The organism is Microbulbifer maximicatervae (SeqCode), from assembly GCF_056232625.1.
Window position 1 is genome coordinate 5,066,432 of record NZ_CP174324.1, and the last position, 20,927, is coordinate 5,087,358.

General features: G+C 53.3%; 19 protein-coding genes and 1 other RNA gene. 15 read left to right on the forward strand and 5 right to left on the reverse strand.

Going from position 1 to position 20,927, the window contains the following annotated elements; all coding sequences use genetic code 11:
* Entirely contained in the window at positions 1-597 is a 597-nt protein-coding gene (locus tag ACJJI6_RS22060) for a LemA family protein (RefSeq protein WP_475712059.1), read from the reverse strand.
* A gap of 174 nt (positions 598-771) precedes the next feature.
* Here ACJJI6_RS22060 and ACJJI6_RS22065 point away from each other — a divergent pair, with 174 nt between their 5' ends.
* Positions 772-1,962 (forward strand): acetyl-CoA C-acyltransferase, encoded by a 1,191-nt coding sequence (locus tag ACJJI6_RS22065; RefSeq protein ID WP_475712060.1) that lies wholly within the window; start codon positions 772-774, stop codon positions 1,960-1,962.
* A gap of 70 nt (positions 1,963-2,032) precedes the next feature.
* Here the strand turns inward: ACJJI6_RS22065 and ACJJI6_RS22070 are convergent, their stop codons facing one another.
* The 4 genes from ACJJI6_RS22070 to ACJJI6_RS22085 all read right to left on the reverse strand — a co-directional run bounded on the left by ACJJI6_RS22070 (position 2,033) and on the right by ACJJI6_RS22085 (position 5,544).
* Positions 2,033-2,623 carry a BON domain-containing protein gene (locus ACJJI6_RS22070; RefSeq protein ID WP_475712061.1) on the reverse strand — a complete coding sequence of 197 codons (591 nt, stop codon included), beginning with the start codon at positions 2,621-2,623 and terminating at the stop codon, positions 2,033-2,035.
* Positions 2,624-2,626: 3 nt separating this feature from the next.
* Positions 2,627-3,217, reverse strand: coding sequence for an SIS domain-containing protein (locus ACJJI6_RS22075; RefSeq protein WP_108734203.1), 591 nt, complete (start codon positions 3,215-3,217; stop codon positions 2,627-2,629).
* 64 nt (positions 3,218-3,281) lie between these two features.
* On the reverse strand, positions 3,282-3,644 hold the full coding sequence (locus ACJJI6_RS22080) for a YraN family protein (protein WP_413663021.1): 363 nt from the start codon (positions 3,642-3,644) through the stop codon (positions 3,282-3,284).
* Positions 3,631-5,544, reverse strand: a complete 1,914-nt coding sequence (locus ACJJI6_RS22085) for a penicillin-binding protein activator (RefSeq protein WP_475712062.1) — start codon at positions 5,542-5,544, stop codon at positions 3,631-3,633. Before ACJJI6_RS22085 ends, ACJJI6_RS22080 begins: the two co-directional genes overlap by 14 nt.
* Positions 5,545-5,583: 39 nt before the next feature.
* Between ACJJI6_RS22085 and rsmI the strand changes: the two genes are divergently transcribed.
* From rsmI to ACJJI6_RS22155, 14 genes are all read left to right on the forward strand, one after another.
* A complete protein-coding gene (rsmI, locus tag ACJJI6_RS22090) occupies positions 5,584-6,426 on the forward strand; it encodes a 16S rRNA (cytidine(1402)-2'-O)-methyltransferase (protein ID WP_444911383.1) in 843 nt (280 codons plus the stop codon).
* Positions 6,427-6,485: 59 nt separating this feature from the next.
* Positions 6,486-6,842, forward strand: an RNA gene (gene rnpB / locus ACJJI6_RS22095) — RNase P RNA component class A.
* 455 nt (positions 6,843-7,297) lie between these two features.
* Positions 7,298-7,741 carry a division/cell wall cluster transcriptional repressor MraZ gene (mraZ, locus tag ACJJI6_RS22100; protein WP_282933875.1) on the forward strand — a complete coding sequence of 148 codons (444 nt, stop codon included), beginning with the start codon at positions 7,298-7,300 and terminating at the stop codon, positions 7,739-7,741.
* 12 nt (positions 7,742-7,753) lie between these two features.
* On the forward strand, positions 7,754-8,686 hold the full coding sequence (gene rsmH, locus ACJJI6_RS22105) for a 16S rRNA (cytosine(1402)-N(4))-methyltransferase RsmH (protein ID WP_475712063.1): 933 nt from the start codon (positions 7,754-7,756) through the stop codon (positions 8,684-8,686).
* A gap of 4 nt (positions 8,687-8,690) precedes the next feature.
* A complete protein-coding gene (ftsL, locus tag ACJJI6_RS22110; RefSeq protein ID WP_445362315.1) occupies positions 8,691-8,966 on the forward strand; it encodes a cell division protein FtsL in 276 nt (91 codons plus the stop codon).
* Positions 8,967-9,154: 188 nt separating this feature from the next.
* The gene (locus ACJJI6_RS22115; protein ID WP_475712064.1) at positions 9,155-10,912 is read left to right on the forward strand and encodes a peptidoglycan D,D-transpeptidase FtsI family protein; all 1,758 of its coding nucleotides are present in this window, start codon (positions 9,155-9,157) and stop codon (positions 10,910-10,912) included.
* The gene (locus ACJJI6_RS22120; RefSeq protein WP_475712065.1) at positions 10,909-12,441 is read left to right on the forward strand and encodes a UDP-N-acetylmuramoyl-L-alanyl-D-glutamate--2,6-diaminopimelate ligase; all 1,533 of its coding nucleotides are present in this window, start codon (positions 10,909-10,911) and stop codon (positions 12,439-12,441) included. The genes ACJJI6_RS22115 and ACJJI6_RS22120 overlap by 4 nt, the downstream gene beginning before the upstream one ends.
* Positions 12,434-13,813, forward strand: a complete 1,380-nt coding sequence (locus ACJJI6_RS22125; protein WP_444915749.1) for a UDP-N-acetylmuramoyl-tripeptide--D-alanyl-D-alanine ligase — start codon at positions 12,434-12,436, stop codon at positions 13,811-13,813. The genes ACJJI6_RS22120 and ACJJI6_RS22125 overlap by 8 nt, the downstream gene beginning before the upstream one ends.
* A complete protein-coding gene (gene mraY, locus ACJJI6_RS22130; protein ID WP_444893034.1) occupies positions 13,813-14,898 on the forward strand; it encodes a phospho-N-acetylmuramoyl-pentapeptide-transferase in 1,086 nt (361 codons plus the stop codon). Before ACJJI6_RS22125 ends, mraY begins: the two co-directional genes overlap by 1 nt.
* Positions 14,899-14,906: 8 nt before the next feature.
* Positions 14,907-16,289, forward strand: a complete 1,383-nt coding sequence (gene murD, locus ACJJI6_RS22135) for a UDP-N-acetylmuramoyl-L-alanine--D-glutamate ligase (RefSeq protein WP_475712066.1) — start codon at positions 14,907-14,909, stop codon at positions 16,287-16,289.
* Positions 16,286-17,509: a putative lipid II flippase FtsW gene (gene ftsW, locus ACJJI6_RS22140; protein WP_475712067.1), complete on the forward strand. Its 1,224-nt coding sequence runs from the start codon at positions 16,286-16,288 to the stop codon at positions 17,507-17,509. The genes murD and ftsW overlap by 4 nt, the downstream gene beginning before the upstream one ends.
* Entirely contained in the window at positions 17,509-18,606 is a 1,098-nt protein-coding gene (gene murG, locus ACJJI6_RS22145) for an undecaprenyldiphospho-muramoylpentapeptide beta-N-acetylglucosaminyltransferase (protein ID WP_475712068.1), read from the forward strand. The genes ftsW and murG overlap by 1 nt, the downstream gene beginning before the upstream one ends.
* Positions 18,607-18,635: 29 nt before the next feature.
* Positions 18,636-20,099: a UDP-N-acetylmuramate--L-alanine ligase gene (gene murC / locus ACJJI6_RS22150; protein WP_475712069.1), complete on the forward strand. Its 1,464-nt coding sequence runs from the start codon at positions 18,636-18,638 to the stop codon at positions 20,097-20,099.
* 132 nt (positions 20,100-20,231) lie between these two features.
* Complete coding sequence (locus tag ACJJI6_RS22155; RefSeq protein WP_475713475.1) at positions 20,232-20,918, forward strand: cell division protein FtsQ/DivIB; 687 nt, start codon at positions 20,232-20,234, stop codon at positions 20,916-20,918.
* Positions 20,919-20,927 lie beyond the last annotated feature (9 nt).

The following is a 20,927-nucleotide window of genomic DNA, read 5'->3' on the forward strand; positions in this document are numbered from 1 at the left end:
TTAAAACTCGATACGTGGCGCGACTTGAAAGGTTTCTGAGTCTGCAAACTCAAGCAGTTTGGCGTTGGCTCTGTGGCCAAAAAAACCGGCCAGAAATACTGGGGGGAAGCTCTGCTTGTAGATGTTGTAGCTGGTGACGCAGTCGTTAAAAGCTTGGCGTGCAAATGCCACGCGGTTTTCGGTGCTGTTTAACTCCTCGTTGAGTTCGCGAAGGGTCTGGTCGGCTTTCAATTCCGGGTAGGCCTCAATCACCATATTCAGGCGACCCAGAGCGCTGTTGAGAAGGCCTTCTGCGCAGCCGAGCTTATCGATAGCGGCCGGATTGGTAGGGTTTTTAGCGGCAGATTTAAGGTCTGAAATTGCGGTATTACGCGCACTGATTACCGCTTCCAGGGTTTCCCTCTCGTGATTTAGGTATGCCCTGGCACTCTCTACCAGATTTGGTACCAGGTCGTGGCGTCGCTTTAACTGTATCTCTATCTGCGCAAAAGCATTTTCGCTGTGGTTTTTCAGTGAAACCAGTTTGTTAAAGATACTGATGATGAAAAAGAACAGTGCGATGACCACCGCCAGCACAATAAGTTCCGTAGACCCCATAACGCTCCCCTATTTATCCCTGTTGGTGGCGTAAATAGTAACACGATGGGCTGATACTGATACGCACCGGCCGCACCCCTGGCGGAGCGGGGTGGGGCTTCGGCTATAATGCGGCGACATTAAAACAATTGCCGCCACCACAGTGATGACGGCACAGAACTTGGAGCAGCCAGAATGAGTGATGTAACTTCGGACCCTGTAGTGATTGTCGGAATGTCGCGTACGCCAATGGGCGCTATGCAGGGCAGCCTTTCAACCCTCACTGCCCCGCAGTTGGGTGCTGCGGCGATTCGCGCAGCCCTTGAGGACGCGGGTGTGGCACCTGCCGATGTGGATGAAGTGCTGATGGGTTGTGTGCTCCCGGCAGGTGTCGGTCAGGCTCCGGCACGCCAGGCATCACTGGGTGCAGGCATCCCTGTCGGCACTCCTTGCACCACTGTTAACAAGGTGTGTGGCTCCGGAATGAAGACTGTGATGATGGCCCGCGATGCCCTGCTGATGGGTGAGGGTAAGGTTATCGTTGCTGGTGGTATGGAAAGCATGAGCAATGCCCCCTACCTGCTGGCCAAGGCCCGCTCTGGTATGCGCCTCGGTCATGGAGAGGTCAAAGATTCCATGTTCCTGGATGGCCTGGAAAATGCTGCAGATGGCAAGCTGATGGGTACTTTCGCCGAATCTACTGCCGATAAGTACGATTTCACCCGCGAAGAGCAGGACGCTTTTGCCCTGGAATCTCTGGCGCGTGCCCAGGCCGCGATTGAAGGTGGTGATTTTACTCGTGAAATCTCCCCGGTCACGATTGCCTCTCGCAAAGGTGAGATTGAGGTGAGCGTCGATGAGGCCCCAGGTAATGCCCGTCCAGACAAAATCCCTCAGCTAAAACCGGCGTTCCGTAAAGACGGCACTGTAACTGCAGCGAACTCAAGCTCTATTTCTGACGGTGCTGCGGCGCTGGTGTTGATGCGCAAAAGTGAAGCTGAGAAGCGCAGCTTGAAAATTCTGGCTGTTCTCAAGGGGCAATCCCAGTTTGCCCGTGAGCCCGAGTGGTTCACTACGGCTCCGGTCGGCGCTATGCACAAGCTGCTGGAAAATGCCGGTTGGTCTGCGGCGGATGTGGACCTATTCGAGATTAATGAAGCATTTGCGGTAGTGACTATGGCTGCAATGCGTGAGCTCGATTTGCCCTGGGAAAAGGTCAATGTTAACGGTGGTGCCTGTGCCCTCGGCCACCCGTTAGGTGCTAGCGGTGCCCGTATCCTGGTTACCCTGTTGGCAGCGATGGAAAAGCGTGATGCCAAGAAGGGCGTGGCAAGCCTGTGCATTGGTGGCGGTGAGGCTACAGCGGTTGCTATCGAGCGCGTATAAGTTACAGACTTGAGCGCTAACAAAAACGGAGGCAGTTGCCTCCGTTTTTGTTTATGTAGTGCGGGAACTATTAGTTGATGTATTCCACTGCTTTTACAACCTTCTGTACCCCGCCTACCGAGCGGGTCACTTCGGCTGCCCGTTCCGCTTCGGCAGGAGTTAGCAGTCCCATCAAATAAACAACTCCATTCTCGGTCACGATTTTGATGCGACCACTGTCTACTTCCTTATTGGCAAACAGGTTGCTTTTCACCTTGGTGGTTAGCCAGGTATCGCTGGTGCTAGCCAGTAAAGTGACTTTACCGCGCACCTGAATTTCGTTGTAGACCTGGCGAACATTTTGTACTTGTTCCGCTGTGCGTCCGGCGAGCAGGCGCAGTTCCTGGCTGGGCACCTGGCCGGTGAGCAGTACAACACCATTAAAAGAATTGATATTGATATTCGAGGTTTTCAGGTCCGGGTGAGCTTTGTTGATATTGACTGTGGTCACCGTCTCGATACGTTGGTCATCAATATAGGTGCCAAAAGATCGCTCGCCGGGGTCCTGTTGTATGGGGCCGTCATGGGTGGCCTCCAATACAGTGCTGCATCCCGCTAACAAGGTGGTTGTCGCAAGGGCAGCCAGGAGATATTTCCCCAGGGTCAACTTTTTGTTGTTCATCGTTTATTCCTCGTAGCCACCAAACAAACTACTGTCGATTAGGTCGCACAGGCAAAAAATTGTCAGAAGATGTACTTGGTGTACCTCTGCTGCGACATCGGATGGCACCCGTAGTTCAATATCATGGGTATCGAGCAGGGCGGCGCAGTCGCCGCCATCACCGCCGGTCAGTGCGAGTATGCCCATATCCCGGTCCCGAGCCGCACGCATGGCCTGAACCAGGTTTGAGTCGCGTCCATCGCTGCTGATAATTACGAGAAGGTCACCGGGCTGCCCCAGGGCGCGAACCGGGTGTGCGAAGGTGTCTGCACCGCCGTGGTTCGAGGCAACGGTGCCCATGGAGACGCCGTCGCTGTTGAGGGCCATAGCCGGTAGGCCGGGGCGTTCGCGCTGGAAGCCGCCGGTCAGTTGCGAGCTAAAACTTTGCGCCAATGCGCCACTGACACCATTGCCACAGAGCAGGACTTTGCTCTCTGCCAAGAGTGTATGCACCACCATTTCGCTGGCTTCTGCGATCAGCGGGGCCAGTATCTCGCCAGCGTTCATTGTGGCTTCAAGGCTGTGGTGAAAAAGGGTTACGACTCGCTGTTCCATTGTGTCCTTAATTCAGGTGAGCTCGAACTCACCATAACTTGACAGGGTAAATCTCGGTTTTGCCTCAGGCTTCGAAGGCGCTTTTAATCCACTGGATGTTTTGTGCATCGCCATCTATGGCAAGGACATCGAAGCGGCACGGACAGTCCAGTTTATGTTGCTGCAAATAGCGGCTGGCAGTGGCCAGTAGCTTAGCTTGCTTGCGTGAATCCACGCTGGCTGCGGCCCCGCCGAATTGGCTCTTACGGCGGAAGCGCACCTCCACGAACACGACAGTATCGCTTTCACGGGCGATAAGGTCTATCTCTCCGTGTGAACTGCGATAATTGCGCTCCAATAAGGTGAGCCCCGCGCGCTGCAAATAGCGGGCTGCGGCAGCCTCCATTTGGCTGCCGACAGTGCCGCTTGAGCCCTTAAAAAGCCTCACGATTCCCACTTAATTCAATCGGCTCCCGCTGCGGCAACTGGGGCTCGACGGTAGTGATGGGCACCGGCACCCCTTTGTCGATTCGCGCCCACATTTGTTCGCGCACTATGCGGCCATCAGCGCTCAGGCTCAATGCGCCGGTGAGACCGTGTACTTTCTGTTCCGGGAATTGGCGCAGCATCGGCAAGCGCGGGTAGAGGCGGAAGGCATCGGCACCTAGGGCATACAGTCTGGCAAAAGCCGGTGCGGGCGACGCCTGCTCCTCGATATCCTGCTTGGTTTGATTGCTTTCAAATAGCCAGGGCAGGGCGGTAAAGCGAATACCGTTCATATCCCTGTCGCGATTGCGGTTGATGCTGCCACCAAAGACATGAGAGGTAGCGTATACGGGCAGGTCACTGGCGTAGTAGTAGGTCAGCATGGGGTTGAGCTGGCGCGCCTGCTGGGGTTGTGCTGCCAGGAATACCATATCGACATCGTCACGGCGTCTGGGGGTAAATTCCAGCTTTGCCGCCAGGCGACTCTGCAATTCCTTCTTGCGCGCGTTGCTGGCGGGAATTAACAGGGCATCGCTGACCAGGGCTGAGAACTTGCTGTTGTCCTTAAACGTCCGGCGAATGCTAACTGAGCCACCGAGGCGCAGCCACTCTTCTTCAAATGCTTCAGCGCCGCGCTGCCCCCAGCTATTGTCAGCGGTGAGGACCATTGCCTGTCGCTTGCCCTGCCGGTAAGCGTGCTGGGCAATTTGCCGCGCTTCATCTTCTATTGCCAGGCCAAACTGGACCAGGTCTGTGGTCAGGCGCCCCTCATCGCCGTAGTTGAGGGCGAGAGTAGGCACTGGCAGTTTTTCTGTGGCAAGCAGGTTGGCTACCTTGCTCTTATCCAGTGGGCCAACAATCATCTGCGCACCGGCATCTACGGCGCTCTGGTAAATTTCCTCAAATGGCTGATCGGAACCGGTGTCGTAAACCATCACTTTCGGAGTTGCGCCGCCAGCATTCAGAGCGGTGTAGTGGGCGGCCATAAAGCCATCCCGGATTGCCCTGCCGGCGTTGCCCAAGGGGCCGGACAGTGGCAGGAGCAGCGCCACGCGGTCTGCCCGCTGGGCGGCCAAGCGCTCTAACAGCTGCAATGCTTGTGGCGGATGGGAATTGGCACTATGGGCGGGCCAGCGCTCGCGCCAGCGGCTGAGTGCGGTCAGCTGTGAGCTGATATCCGTCTGGGTGTCGCGGCCCAGCAGGGCGAGTTGATACCAGGCGCGCATCTGGGTGTCATTACTTTGGGTGGCGCGAGCCTGCAATTCACTGGAGGGCAGCTGGGTCAAGAGATGCCAAAAACCGTTGTTATTCTCTGTGATCGCTGCGTCGGACTGGGCGATATAGGAGATTTCGCGCCGCTCACTAATTGCGCTGTCGAGATTTCCCAGAAGTCCCCATAGGTCAGCGCGCAGGCTGCGTAGAGGTAAGGCAGTCTTCTGTGGTAACTCCGGCCACACATTTTCCAGGCGTGGAGAGGCTGCCAGGTCGAGGGCCTCAAAGAAGTCGTCGTCTGCGGCAAGTAGGCTGCCATAGACCTGTGCATAGCTGGCGAAGAGGTTGTCGTCCAGCTGTTCGGGCGTAATTTTGATTACCGCCTCTTTTGCCGTCTCTTTATCTCCCAGCTCGTATAGAATAGCGGCCGCTTGCAGGCGCTGTTGATCCCGCGCCGGTGCCGGCAGGGTGTCGGCACTGCGCAGCATACGTACAGCTTCACTGCGGCTTGCGGTGTGGCCGGCCGAATAATCCGGCTGGTAAACGTTTGGCCGGGAAGCCGGTGTCTGGCAAGCAGCCAGTGCGACTGCCAGTGAGGCAGCTGCCATTCTGGTGATTACAGTAGAGGTGCGCCGGGAAGAGGCGGACATAATCTTCTCCCGCAATATTTATATTTGGAGTGAACAGCTATGGGGCCGGATCAGGCGCTGCTTTATATTGTCGCTACGCCCATTGGTAATTTGGCCGATATGGTACCGCGAGCGATCGAAGTTCTACAATGTGCCGACCTGGTTGCGGCGGAGGACACACGTCACAGTCAGCGATTATTTTCCCATTTTAATATCGATACGCCACTGATGGCATATCACGATCACTCGGATGACAAGCGCACAGAGCAGATTTTGCAGCGCTTGGAGCAGGGCCAGACCATTGCCCTGATTTCCGATGCGGGCACCCCACTGATCTCAGACCCCGGTTATCGCCTGGTGCGTGAAGCCCGAGAGCGAGGAATCAAAGTCTCTCCGATACCGGGGGCTTGTGCTTTTGTCTCTGCACTGAGTGCCGCCGGACTCCCCAGTGACAAGTTTAGTTTCGAGGGATTTCTGCCGGCCAAGTCCGGTGCCCGTGAGCGAGCCCTGCAGGAATTGGCCAGTGATACCCGTACCCTGGTGTTCTACGAGGCCCCGCATCGGGTTGCTGATACTCTGGAAGCAATGGCTGTCGTATTCGGCGGTAATCGAGAGGCGGTGATAGCCCGCGAGGTCAGCAAAGCCTTTGAAACTTTTCAATTGATGCCTCTGGCTGAGTTGGTTGAGTGGGTCCGAGCTGACAGCAATCAGCAGCGCGGTGAGATTGTTTTGATGGTGCGTGGTGCAGAGCGCTCTCGCGAAAGTGAGCTGGATGGGGAGGCACAGCGTGTAATGTCGCTGTTGCTGGCGGAGTTACCGCCGAAAAAGGCGGCGGCGATCGCTGCCGAAATTACTGGAGTGAAAAAGAAAGTCCTGTACAACTGGAGCCTGGAGCAAAAATAAGGCACTGATTGCTGCAATTGCCTGTTGCAATCCGTCTGTCGCCTCTTTACTCTTCGCCGCGAGCTGGCCGGGCAATCGCTGTCGCCTTGTGCGATGGAGGAAAGTCCGGGCTCCATAGGGTGGAACGCCAGGTAACGCCTGGGGGGTGCGAGCCTACGGAAAGTGCAGCAGAGAGTAGACCGCCGATGGCTCCTTTTTGGGGAGTACAGGTAAGGGTGAAAGGGTGCGGTAAGAGCGCACCGCGCGGCTGGTAACAGTCCGCGGCATGGTAAACCCCGTTCGGAGCAAGACCAAATAGGCCCTCTATAGGTGTGACCCGCACTGAGGGCGGGTAGGTCGCTTGAGGTGTCTGGTGACAGGCATCCCAGATGAATGATTGTCCTCGACAGAACCCGGCTTACAGGCCAGCTCAACAATTTCAAAAGCCCGGCATTCGCCGGGCTTTTTTGTTTGCCTGATGTGGTGGTCCCGGCTCCGGTAGCCCTCTTTGTATTCGCCTATTTCTTCTCGTTTAATTTCGGCTAAAGCCTCTTCTTGGCGTAAAAAAATTGATTAACTGCTAAGGGGGCGATCGTGCCAGATAGGGCTGTTCCGACTAGTTTCAATGTGCCAATATGCGCCACTTCTCTGGAGGCCGCGATTTTACAAGGGGTTATGGGGACTTTGGGGTCGAATTCCTTGACTTTGTGTCGACCAGTTTTATAGTGTCGAGAGTGGGAAAAAGTGGAAAATCGTGGAAATTTGTGGTTTATTCGCGATAAGTAAGTGGGTGTTCACACCGCCAGGTTAAAGTCGAACATCTTTCTCCATTGACCTGCCATATGGGAGTGAGTCGCGAGAGGCGCGATCTCCAAAGCGAGAACCACTAAACGTGTATTTGGGCAGCCACGCAATCAATATGGACGCCAAGGGGCGTCTGGCAATACCGGCTCGCGTCCGCGATAGGCTGTTGGATGAGTGTGCGGGGTGCTTGGTGGTGACTGCCCATACAGAGGAGCGCTGCTTGTTGGTGTATCCGTCGCCTCAATGGCAGCAAATTCTCCCGAAGATTGAAGCGTTGCCCAGCTTTAACAAAGTGGCTCGGCGCGCTCAGCGCCTGCTGATCGGGTATGCCTGTGAGCTGCAGGTGGATGGCAATGGCAGGGTATTGATTCCGCCAACTCTGCGTGAGTACGCGGGGCTGGAAAAGAAATTGATGTTAGTGGGCCAGGGGAAAAAGCTGGAGCTCTGGAGTGAGGAGCGCTGGATGTCCTGGCTCGATGATAGTGAAGACGAAGAGGGTATGCCTGAGGAAATGGCATCCCTCTCTTTATAAGGGGAGTACCGGGTGTCTCAAGAATTGCATCGCAGTGTGTTGTTACGCGAGGCCGTAGACGCTCTGGTGACTGAGCCGGATGGGTTTTATATCGATGGCACCTTTGGTCGGGGTGGGCATAGCGCCTCAATCCTTGAGCGCTTGGGGCCCAATGGCCAGTTGGTAGGGGTGGATAAAGATCCCCAGGCTGTTGAATTTGCAGAGCAGCGGTTTTCCGGTGAATCCCGTTTTTCCATTTGGCATGGGTCTTTTGCCGATATGGATAAGGCTGCCGGGCAAGCTGCCGGTAAAGTCAGTGGAATATTGCTCGATCTGGGAGTGTCTTCGCCGCAACTGGATCAGGCCGAGCGCGGTTTCAGTTTTATGCAGGATGGCCCCCTGGATATGCGTATGGATACCAGTCGGGGTATCAGTGCAGCGGAGTGGGTCAACACTGAGGCTGAGGCCGAAATGGCCCGGGTGTTTAAAGAGTACGGTGAGGAGCGTTTTGCCCGTCGAATGGCTGCTGCCATTGTAAAGCGCCGGCTGGAAAAACCATTTGAGCGCACCCTCGATTTTGCCGAGGTTGTGAAAGAGGCGAATCCGGCTTGGGAAAAAGGTAAACATCCTGCTACCCGAGTCTTTCAGGCTATTCGTATCCATATTAATGGCGAGTTGGATGATCTGCAGAGCGCATTGGATAAATCCCTGCAGTTGCTGGCACCGGGTGGGCGCCTGGTGATTATCAGTTTCCACTCTCTTGAAGACCGAATGGTGAAGCGTTTTATTCGGGAAAAAGAGCGCGGTCCCCAGTTGCCTCGTGGCCTTCCGGTTATGGATAGTCAGATAGCCAAGTCACTGCGCTCGGTGGGCAAGGCAGTGAAAGCCAACACGGTTGAAGTGGATGAAAATCAGCGGTCCCGCAGTGCAGTAATGCGGGTGGCAGAAAAGCTGGCGGGAAGCTGAGTTTATGTCTGGCAAGGCTCTACTTGGAGTGGGGGTAATGTGGATAGTGGTAATACTGTCGTCGCTATCCGTTATTCATACCACCCAACAGAGTCGAGAGTTAACTGCTGAGCTGGGTAAGGCACAAAAAGCCCACGATGAATTGCGCTATGAGCAGGAGCGTCTCCTTTTGGAAAAAAGTGCCTGGTCTGCCTATAGCCGGGTCGAACAGGTCGCTCGAGAGAAATTAAAAATGCATATGCCAGCACCTTCGGAACAGGTATTGGTAGTGGCGGATTAAGTTTTAACCGCCTTGGATGAAGACGTAAGTACCCCACTGCTTGCCCGGTGGGGTTTCTGCGTTTGGGGGCTTTGGCCTTTAAATAATTATAAAGAATTTTGCGTTAATTGAGTTTTGGAGTTCAGGCCCTGGAGAGTGGCATGCTCAGCCGGGATGCAAAATAAATAGATAACGCCAACTGGGAAAACATGGGCGCAGTCAAAAAAAAGGATATTCAGCCGGGTATAGCCCGCTGGCGCTTTGCGCTGGTGGCGGTCCTGCTGTGCCTGCTCGCTCTTACCCTTGTGTTCCACTTGGCCAAACTGCAGGTAGTGCCTGCTGCTGAGCGCGGATATCGTTTCCTGCAAGACCAGGGCCGGGCCCGCACCTTGCGCACCGAAGAGATTGCTGCCTATCGGGGCTCAATAGTCGATCGAAACGGTGAGCTTCTCGCTGTCAGTACACCGGTACACAGCCTGTGGGCCAATCCCAAGCTGTTGAGTGAAATAAGCGATGCGAATTTAGTGCGCCTGGCTCGCGCGCTGGATTTACCGTCTTCCAAACTGGGCTCTCGCCTAAAGAAATACCGAAACAAAGAATTTATGTACCTGCGCCGGCATCTGTCTCCAGAAGAGGCTGAGAAAGTGCTGGACCTGGGTATTACAGGTGTTTTCAGTAAAAAAGAGTATCGGCGCTTCTATCCTGCTGGGGAGGTCGTAGCCCAACTTCTCGGTTTTACCAACATCGATGATCGCGGCCAGGAAGGAATGGAATTGGCCTACGACGATTGGCTGTCCGGACAGCCGGGATCACGTCAGGTAATTAAAGATCTGAAAGGGCGTACGGTAAGGGATTTGGCAATTCGTCAGGAAGCGCAACCGGGCAGAGATCTGCGTTTGTCTATCGATATGCGCCTGCAATATTTGGCCTACCGGGAATTAAAGCGGGCGGTGTCGGAAAACGGCGCTGCTTCCGGCTTTATGGTGATTCTCGATACTCACAGTGGCGATGTGTTGGCCATGGCCAACCAGCCTTCATTTAATCCCAATGATCGTAAAGGGGTTAAATCGGCGGCTATGCGCAACCGTGCGCTGATCGACCAGTTTGAGCCGGGTTCTACAGTGAAACCCTTAACGGTATTGGCGGCTTTGGAAACCGGGCGCTACACCCCAAGAACAGAAATAAACACCAGCCCTGGATATATTCGCGTGCCGGGAAAAACCCTGGTGGACCCGGTTAATTACGGAAAAATAGACCTCACCAAGATTATTACCAAGTCGAGCCAGGTGGGAATTACAAAAATTGCTCTCGATTTGGAACCAAATTCTCTGCGGGGACTCTTTTATCGCTTGGGTCTGGGCGAGGCAGTGGGCAGTGGCTTCCCCGGTGAAGCACAGGGGATCTTGCCCAGCCGCAGCCGCTGGCACCCAATCGAGCGGGCTAATTTCGCCTTCGGCTACGGTTTAACAGTTAACGCTGTGCAACTGGCACAAGCCTACAGCGTACTGGCGAATGAAGGGGTTAAGCGTCCTGTTTCCCTGGTTTTATCCGGTGACAAAGTGCCGGGCGAGCCTGAGCAGGTTATTGAGCAATCCTTGGTTGGACAGGTTACAGCGATGTTGGAGACGGTGATTTCCCGGGGTACTGGGCGCCTTGCCGCTGTAGAAGGTTATCGTGTCGCCGGCAAGACCGGTACTGTGCACAAAGTTGGCAGTAGTGGTTATGCGGATAATCGCTACCGCTCAGTATTTGCGGGCTTTATCCCCGCTGATAATCCGCGCCTTGCCGCGGTAGTTGTTATTGATGATCCCAGTCATGCCAAATATTACGGTGGTGAAGTTGCTGCACCGGTATTCGGTTCGGTGATGACTGGTGCTATGCGCCTGTTGCAGGTTCCGCCAGAAAAAATTGAATCGGCGGAAGGGCAATTGGCCGCGCAGTTAAGCGAGAGGGGTTCAAAATCGTGAGTCAGCGCGAACAACATTCTGTTTCTATCAAAGAATTAGTGCCGGGTTACGCCGGTATTCCCGATATTTCTGTCACTGGTATTGCCCTGGATAGCCGCAAGATAAAAGCGGGCGATGCATTTATGGCCTTGCGCGGTTCTGTGGTCGATGGTCGGGAATATATCGATGCGGCAATTACTGCAGGTGCTGCGGTAGTGCTTGCCGACGGCGACAAGTTGGAATGTAAAAGCCGTGGTGATATCCAGGTGGTCAGTGTTCCGGGTCTGGCAAAACGGGTAGGGGAAATTGCCGCGCGCTTCCACGGTAATCCCAGTGGTGAAATGCACTTGGTTGGAGTGACTGGCACCAATGGTAAAACCACTTGCGCCTATTTGACTTCCCAATTACTGGCTCGCCACTTTGGCAGTGCAGCATTGATAGGCACCATTGGTAATGGTGTCTGGAAAGATAACCAAATCGAATTGCAGGAAACGGGTTTAACAACGCCTGACCCGGTGAGCTTACAAGCGGACTTTGCAAATTATCGCGATAGTGGCGTTGCCGCTGCCGCAATGGAAGTTTCTTCGCATTCCCTTTCTCAGGGACGTGTGCATGGGCTGATTTTTGATACGGCAATTTTTACCAATTTGAGCCGCGATCATTTGGATTATCACGGCAATATGGCCGTTTACGGCGCAGCCAAAGAGAAACTTTTCGGACTGCCAAAATTGAAGCGAGGAATCATTAACCTGGATGATCCGTTTGGCGCCCAGTTGGCAGAACGCTGCAAATTGCGTGGCCTGCGCGTTATTACTTATGGGCTGCAGGCGGGTGATTTATATGTTGCTGACCTGCGTCGCCATGAGCGCGGTTTTTCTGTAAAGCTAAATTCCCCCTGGGGCAACGGTGAGCTGCACGCACCCTTAATCGGCGATTTCAATATTTACAATGCTCTGGCTGTGGTAGCTGCTGCAGCGGCAGAGGGCATGCCTTTTGAAGATATTCTTGACGCTTTCCCGACTATTAAAGCGGTGCCGGGGCGTATGGAGCGTGTCCTGGTTGAGGGTTCCGATGATGTGGGTGTATTGGTGGATTATGCCCATACACCAGATGCTCTTCGCGCGGCTTTAGCAGCAGCGCGCCCTTACTGTCGCGGTAATTTGTGGTGTGTTTTTGGTTGTGGTGGTGACCGGGATACGGGTAAGCGCGCGGCGATGGGGCGTATTGCCTCCGAGATGGCGGACCGTGCCATTGTGACTAGCGATAACCCGCGCAGCGAGGAGCCACAAAAAATTATCGACGATATTCTCGAAGGGGCTGCCAGTAACATCGAAGTTGAAATTGATCGCGCGACTGCGATATCTCAGGCGGTATCTGCAGCCCAACCGGGGGATATTGTATTGATCGCCGGTAAAGGGCATGAGAATTACCAAATTATCGGCAGTGAAAAAATTCACTTCTGCGATCGTGAGCAAGCTGCTGCAGCTCTCAAAGCCCGCGTGGATGAATCGGGCCAGTCAAGTGAAGGCAAGGAGAGCCAAGGTGATTAATCCCCTTACGTTGCAGCAACTGCAGAGCCGTTTTGGTGGTGAGTTAATCAATGGCTCTGTGGAGTTTGAACTGGTTTGTACGGATACCCGCAAGCTGGACCCCAAATCTTTATTTGTTGCTCTGGTTGGCGAAAATTTTGATGCTCACGACTTTGTCGGTGAGCTGGATGGTCAGGTATTGGGGTTGGTTGTCGATCGTGAAGTGCCTAGTTGCAGTTTACCGCAGTGGCGCGTTGAAGATACGACGGTCGCATTGGGGCAAATTGGCTTACTGTGCCGTGAGCAGTTTGACGGTCCGGTTGTGGCGATCACAGGGTCCTGCGGAAAAACCACCGTTAAAGAGATGCTGTCTGCAATTTTTTCCCAGAGTCATACACCCTGCGTAACCGAGGGAAACCTGAACAACCAGTTCGGTTTACCCATGACTTTGTTTGGGCTGACAGTACAACACGATGTGTTGATTCTCGAAATGGGAGCTAACGGCCCTGACGATATTGGCTACCTGTGTAGTATCGGCAAGCCGCAGGTGACGGCGGTAAATAACGTAATGCCAGCGCATGTCGAAGGCTTTGGCTCTGTTGATGCTATCGCAAAAGCCAAGGGCCAAATTTATACCAGTTTGGATGTATCGGCGACGGCGGTGATCAATACCGATGATGGCTATGCGAATTACTGGTTGGAGAATATGCCCGAAGGGGTAAAGACTCTGGGTATTGGCTTGTCTAATGAGTGTGCTATCCATGCGGATAATATTGTATTGAACCCTAACGGTTGCCCTTCATTTGACTTGGTAATTGAAGGCGTTGCCCACCCTGTTAGCCTGAAATTGCTTGGTGAGCACAACGTTCACAACGCTCTCGTTGCTGCTGGATGTGCTTTTGCTGCGGGAATACCTGCGGTGGAAATAATCAGCGGACTTAACACGGTGACGGGGGTTGCTGGGCGCTTGCAGGAGCAGGCAGGTATAGCCGGTGCAACCGTTATCGATGACAGTTACAACGCGAACCCGGGCTCAGTAGGTGCGGCCATTGAATTGCTGTCACAGCGTTCAGGTAAAAAAATTCTGGTGCTGGGGGATATGGCCGAGTTGGGGCCGGACGCGGAGGAAATGCATAGAAGCGTTGGAGCTTTGGCTCGAGAGCGGGGCTTAGATGCGCTGTTTACCTTGGGGCCGCTGGGTACTGCCGCCAGCATGGCCTTTTCTGCGGGGAGGCAAGAGTCGCTGCGCAATTATCGTGAGAGAGAACCCCTGGTTACTGCTCTCACTCAACAATTGGATGAACAAACCACAGTTTTGGTTAAAGGATCACGCAGCGCCCGTATGGAATTGGTAGCGCAGGCACTGCTTGGCAATAGCAGAGGGGAGAAGTAATGCTGCTTTGGCTAGCGGAGCTATTACAACAACATGTCAGCGGATTTTCGGTATTTAACTATCTGACAGTGCGCGCAATTCTTGCTGCGTTGACGGCTCTGGGTATTTCACTACTTGTGGGTCCGCGCATGATTCATTGGTTGAATCATTTACAGGTGGGACAGGCTGTTCGCGATGATGGTCCGCAAAGCCATTTGAGTAAATCTGGCACCCCGACTATGGGCGGCACCTTGATTCTCGCCTCAATTTTTGCCTCAGCCCTACTCTGGTCTGATCTCAGCAATCGTTACGTGTGGGTTACTTTATTAGTTACCTTTGTTTTCGGTGCTGTGGGCTTCGTGGATGACTATAAAAAAGTCGTTTACAAAAATCCCCGTGGCCTTATTGCTCGCTGGAAATATTTTTGGCAATCCGTTGCCGGGTTGGGTGCAGCTATTTATCTGTATATGAGTGCTTCAAGCCCGGCAGAGACCCAGTTTTTTGTTCCCTTTTTTAAAGATGTTGCGATAAACCTGGGACCGGTATCTTTTATATTGCTGACCTATTTTGTTGTTGTTGGCTCCAGTAATGCGGTTAACCTGACTGATGGTCTCGATGGCTTGGCGATTATGCCTACTGTGATGGTGGGTGGAGCACTTGGGGTGATTGCTTATCTATCCGGCCATATGGAGTTTGCTGACTACCTGCATATTCCCGCAATTCCAGGAGCCGGGGAGTTGGCGGTGTTCTGCGCTGCCCTCGGTGGTGCCGGACTCGGATTCTTATGGTTTAACACTTATCCGGCCCAAGTGTTTATGGGGGATGTGGGCGCTCTGGCACTGGGGGCGGCGCTGGGAATTATTGCGGTAATTACCCGTCATGAAATTATTCTGTTCATTATGGGCGGTGTGTTTGTGATGGAAACAGTTTCCGTAATTTTGCAGGTGGCATCCTTTAAATTAACGGGGAAGAGAATTTTTCGTATGGCGCCTCTGCACCACCACTTTGAGTTAAAAGGGTGGCCGGAGCCTCGAGTCATTGTGCGCTTTTGGATTATTACCGTCATTCTGGTCTTGGCTGGTTTGGCAACACTGAAAATTCGATAAATAGATAAATGAGCCTGATCGCGACTTCTTCACAGCAGAAAGTGGTAATAGGTCTTGGCGCTACCGGAAAGTCGGTGGTGCGCTACCTGCTGCGTCACGGCCATACGCCGATCGTGGCAGATAGTCGCGATAACCCGCCGGGGCTCGAAGCTTTCCGTCAGGAGTTCCCTGAGGTTACGGTGGAAACAGGTCCACTGCGCCCGGGGACAATACTCGCCGCGAGCTTGATTATTGCCAGCCCGGGAGTTGCGCTTGCTGAACCCGTATTGCAGCAGGCGATTGCGGATGGGATTCCTGTGGCTGGGGATATTGAGTTATTTGCCCAGGCTCTGACTCGGATACAGTCGACAGCAAAGCTCGCCGCGATCACAGGCTCCAACGGAAAGAGTACAGTGACCACACTCCTGGGGGAGATGGTTGAAGAGGCAGGGCTGACAGTTGGTGTGGGCGGCAATATCGGTGTGCCGGTGCTGGATTTACTTGAGAAACCTCTGCCGGACATCTTTGTTTTGGAGCTTTCCAGCTTTCAATTGGAAACCACCTACTCGCTGGCACCTACCGTAGCCACCATTTTAAATATGAGTGCGGACCATATGGACCGCTACCCCAGTATGGTGGAGTACCACCGGGCCAAGCAGCGCATTTATCGCGGAGCGGATCAGTTCGTGATAAATCGCGCGGACCCCTTATCCCAGGGGCCTCTTTCCCGAGAGAGACGGGAGTGGAGTTTTGGGCTTGATCAGCCGGATCTCAATCAGTTTGGCCTGCGCTTGCATGAGGGGCAGAACTGGTTGGCTCGAGGCACAGAAGTTTTAATGCCTGAGGCCGATTTGGCTATGGTGGGTAAGCATAATATTGCCAATGGTTTGGCAGCCCTGGCAATGGGTTATGCACTGGGCCTACCCACTGAGGCGATGCTAAAAGTTTTACGCAACTTTCGCGGGTTGAAACATCGCTGTGAGCGCGTGGCTGATTTTGAAGACGTTGTTTATGTTAACGATTCAAAAGGCACCAATGTAGGAGCAACCCAGGCGGCATTGGATGGCTTGGCTACGGCATCCAGTAAAATAGTGCTTATTGCTGGAGGGGATGGCAAGGGTGCTGATTTTGCTCCCTTACGAAAAAGTGCAGGAGCACTCCGGGCCCTGGTTTGTATCGGTGTAGATGGAGACAAAATAGCCGGTGTCTTTGATGGCCTGTGCGAGATTCGCAGGGTTAGCACAATGGCAGAGGCCGTCGCTGAGGCCAGACAATTAGCCAATGGCGGTGACTATGTATTGTTATCACCGGCATGTGCCAGCTTTGATATGTATAAGAATTTTGAAGCCCGCGGTGATGATTTTCGCCAGGCCGTTTTGAAATTATGCGATACCGCTGGAGGCTCCCAGTGAGTGCCCAGGTAATCAAGGCTCAAGGTAGTGAATGGCAGGATGGGCTGCTGCTACTCAGTGTTCTGGTTCTGGCTAGCATTGGTGTGGTGATGGTCGCTTCAGCATCTATCGCTTTTGCTACGGATATTTATGGTGATCCCTGGTATTTCCTTAGGCGTCATTTGGCTTTTTTGATGTTTGGTGGGTTAGCTGGGTTTGTCGTTAGTCAGATTCCCCTGTCAATTTGGTCGCGACTGTCCTGGCCATTATTACTGTTTGCCTGCCTGCTATTGATTGCCGTGCTTGTGCCGGGGATTGGACGGGAGGTGAACGGTAGCCGGCGTTGGCTGGTATTTGCAGGTATAACTGTGCAACCCGCGGAAGTGGCTAAGTTCTGTCTGTTAGTTTTTTTTGCCAGTTTTTTAACTCGTCGAAATAAGCAACTACGCCACTGGACCAGCTTTATGGTGCCAGTGGTGATTCTCGCAACGGTTGCTCTGTTATTGCTTTTACAGCCGGACTTCGGTTCGGTGGTTGTAATTTCAGGCACCATGTTGGCAATGGTTTTTTTGGCGGGAGCGCGTCTTCCCCATACTTTTTTATTGGTAGCTGCGGCTGCGAGTGGACTGGCGCTAATGGCACTGATGAGCCCCTATCGCTTACAGCGATTGCTGACGTTTCTGGATCCTTGGGGGGATCAGTTTGCCAGTGGCTACCAACTTACCCAGTCCCTGATTGCATTTGGTCGCGGAGAGTGGTTTGGAGTTGGTTTGGGCAATAGTGTGCAGAAACTGTTTTACCTGCCTGAGGCACATACGGATTTTATTTTCGCCATTCTGGCAGAGGAATGGGGAATGTTGGGTGGCGTAGTGCTGGTAGGGCTTTTTGTTGTTCTCACCTACTCACTGCTCCGCCTGGTAAAAGAGGCCCTGGTGCAGGAGAAGTTTTTCGCTGCACTTCTAGCTTTTGGTATGGCAGTGCTATTGGCAGGACAAGCTTTCGTGAATATGGGCGTTGCTTCAGGCCTGTTGCCGACTAAAGGGCTAACGCTGCCATTTGTCAGCTCTGGTGGCAGTAGCCTGATTGTATGTTGTGCATTACTCGGCTTGGCGATGCGGATTCGGGCTGAACTAAAAGAGCCTGCTGAAAACGGAAGCGGGGGGCTAGAGCTTTTGCGTCAGCTGCCAATATTCCATTCACCCAAGTCCAGTGTGAAGGGCAGCAACGGAGAAACGGTTTGATGTCTGAAGTAAATAAGCGTTTTTCTGGAAAGAAGTTTTTGCTGATGGCCGGTGGTACCGGCGGTCATGTGTTCCCAGCGTTGGCTGTGGCTAAAGCGTTGCAAGAGCAGGGAGCTGTTGTCGAGTGGTTAGGTACTGCCCGTGGGATTGAATCCCGATTAATACCTGCGGCGAATATTCCTTTGCACCGCATTAAAGTGGAGGGTATTCGGGGGAAGGGAAAGTTGGCCTTACTTAAAGCCCCGTTGCAAATTTTGCGGGCAATTGCTCAGGCCAGGACAGTTGTTAAGCAGGTACAACCTGATGCAGTACTCGGCTTTGGTGGCTTTGCGACCGGCCCAGGGGGCGTTGCAGCCCGTCTCGGGGGGATACCGTTGATTATTCACGAGCAAAATGCTGTTGCCGGAACGACAAACCGCTTGTTAGCGCGGATCTCCAGCCAGGTGCTTGAAGCATTTCCCAGTGGGTTACCCGGTGCCAGGCAGGTGGGCAATCCAGTGCGCAAAGAAATTGCAGAATTGCCTGAGCCAGAAACACGAATTGGCAGCCAGTCGTCTCTGCGCCTTTTGGTATTGGGCGGTAGTCTCGGTGCTGTAGCAATTAATGAACTGGTTCCTAGGGCAATCGCATTGCTGAAACCCTCCCTGCGCCCGGTAGTGGTCCACCAGGCTGGAGAGCGCCACCTTCAGGCTGCCAAAAACGCCTATAAAGAGGCGGCAGTAGAAGCTGAGGTGGTCCCTTTTATTGCGGATATGGCTGAGGCCTACCGCTCTGCGGACCTGATTATTTGCCGCTCCGGGGCTTTGACTGTTTCTGAAATTTCAGCTGCGGGAGTCGGTGCAATCATGGTGCCTTTCCCCTTTGCAATTGATGATCATCAAACGCGTAATGGCGAGTGGTTGCAAAATGCTGGCGGAGCGATTGTTATGCAGCAGCGGGAAATGGACGAGCAAAAGTTATCCGGCTTGTTACAAAGCCTGTTAGAAGATCGCCAGAAACTATTGCAAATGGCGACCTCCGCGCGGCGCGCGGCAAAAACTGATGCGACTGAGCAAGTGGTTAACGCTTGCAGAGAGGAGCTGGCCTCGGCCAGGTAACACAGAATAAGTGGACGAAGGTTAAAGTAATGTCTTCAGTGCGGACAAACGAAGATAAAAGTTATGCGGTACCGGCCATGCGCCGTATCCGCCGTATCCACTTTATTGGGATCGGTGGTGCCGGTATGAGCGGCATTGCAGAAGTATTGCAGAACCAGGGCTACGAAGTCTCAGGTTCTGACCTGCGTGAATCTGCGGTTACTGATAGATTGCGCAAATTGGGCGTTAAGGTCCAAATCGGGCACAGCGAGGATAATGTTCGCGGCGTTGATGTTGTGGTCAATTCCTCTGCCGTACATGGCGATAACCCGGAGCTGATTGAAGCGAGAGAAAAGAGAATCCCTATTGTACGCCGTGCCGAAATGCTCGGTGAACTGATGCGCTATCGCTATGGCATTGCTGTGGCGGGAACCCACGGAAAGACCACCACGACCAGCTTAATCGCCTCAATCTTTGCAGCAGACAAAAAAGATCCGACCTTTGTTATCGGTGGCCTAGTCAACGCTGCCGGTGCCAATGCTGCCTTGGGCGAAAGTCGTTATTTAGTGGCTGAAGCTGATGAGAGCGATGCGTCTTTTATTCACTTACAGCCGATGGTGACGGTGATTACCAATATCGATGCAGACCATATGGAAACTTATGGTGGAGACTTCGAAAAGGTAAAGCAGATCTTTATTGATTTTGTACACAACCTGCCATTTTACGGTCTGGCGGTAGTTTGCGGGGATGATGCCAATGTTCAGGAAGTCATCCCCAAGTTTTCCCGCCCGGTTCTGACCTATGGATTTGATGAGGGTAATGACTACCGCATCGTTGAAGTAAAGCAAGAACCTCTGCGCAGCCATTTCACGGTACAGAGACCCAAGGGTGATCTATTGCAGGTTTCTGTGAATACACCGGGTATTCACAATGTTCTCAATGCGACTGCAGCAATTGCTGTAGCTAGTGATGAAGGCGTTAGTGATGAAGCAATTCGCCAAGGTCTAATAGGCTTCCAGGGCGTTGGTCGTCGATTCCAGATCTACGGTGATTATGCCGTTAGCGATGATACCGAAGCCGATAAGGTGATGTTGGTAGATGACTACGGTCACCACCCACGTGAGGTAGCCGCTACCGTAAAGACAGTTCGAGATGGCTGGCCGGATCGTCGCTTGGTAATGATTTATCAGCCCCACCGTTATACCCGTACACGGGACTTGTTTGAAGACTTTGTTCAGGTCCTCTCTGAAGTGGATAAGTTGATTTTGCTGGATGTATACAGTGCGGGTGAAGCGCCAATTGCCGGTGCCGATGGCAGAACGCTTGCGCGAAGTTTACGCAACAGGGGACAGGTAGATCCGATTTTTATGGAAACTATCGATCAGGTTCCCCCGGTATTAGCTGATCTGTTGGAGCCAGGTGATATTGTCCTGACCCAGGGAGCTGGCAACGTCGGAGCACTTTCGCAAAGGTTGGCTGATTGGCGCTTGGGCGAGCGCAGCGGCGAGGGCTAAGTAGCTAGTGAAAGGAGCTGGAACGAAATCAGCCGGGAGAAAAAAAAGACAGCTCGCGGAGCGAGCCCTCTTGGAACCGATGATCCCGAGAAGCTTCGTCTGAACTGGAAGCGGTGTTTTTTTTTATTGGTGATGTTCGCAGGCTTTAGTGCTTTGCTCTATGGTGCAGTTTGGTTATGGCGATGGGTGCCATCGGTTGAGTTGAGTAATGTTGATGCCCTAGAGCAAGTTGAAGTACGCGGGGCTTTTAATGCGGTAACTGAAGAAGAGTTAAGAGAGGTGCTTCTTCCTCACTTGAAAGCGGGCTTTTTTTCAGCGGACATTCAGGCGATGCAGCAGACATTACTGTCTAACCCCTGGATTACTTCCGCCTCGGTGAGCAGGCGTTGGCCGAAGGGTGTTGAGGTTGATATCACTGAAGCGCAACCTCTCGCGACCTGGGGTAAAGATAAATTGTTGGTAGCGAGTGGGGATCTGCTGCCGCGTCCGTCACATATGGGGGTTCAGTCCCTGCCCGAGCTTGCCGGGGATGAAGAATTGGTAGAGCGGATTATGCTGCAATACCGCGCGCTTGCGGGGTTACTGACCACGCGGGATATGGAGGTTAAGCGGTTGTCATTTGACGACCTAAGCGGTTGGCATCTGGAGTTAGTGTCGGGAATTGAATTAAAACTTGGCCATGATGCTTTATTGGAGCGGGTACACCGTTTTCTGTATTTGAGTCGAGGTGTACTGGAGCCGCACTTGCAAAAAGTTGTCAGCGTCGATACGCGCTACAGCAATGCGGTAGCGGTTCAGTGGAAGGACGAAGAAAAGTAAACATCGAGG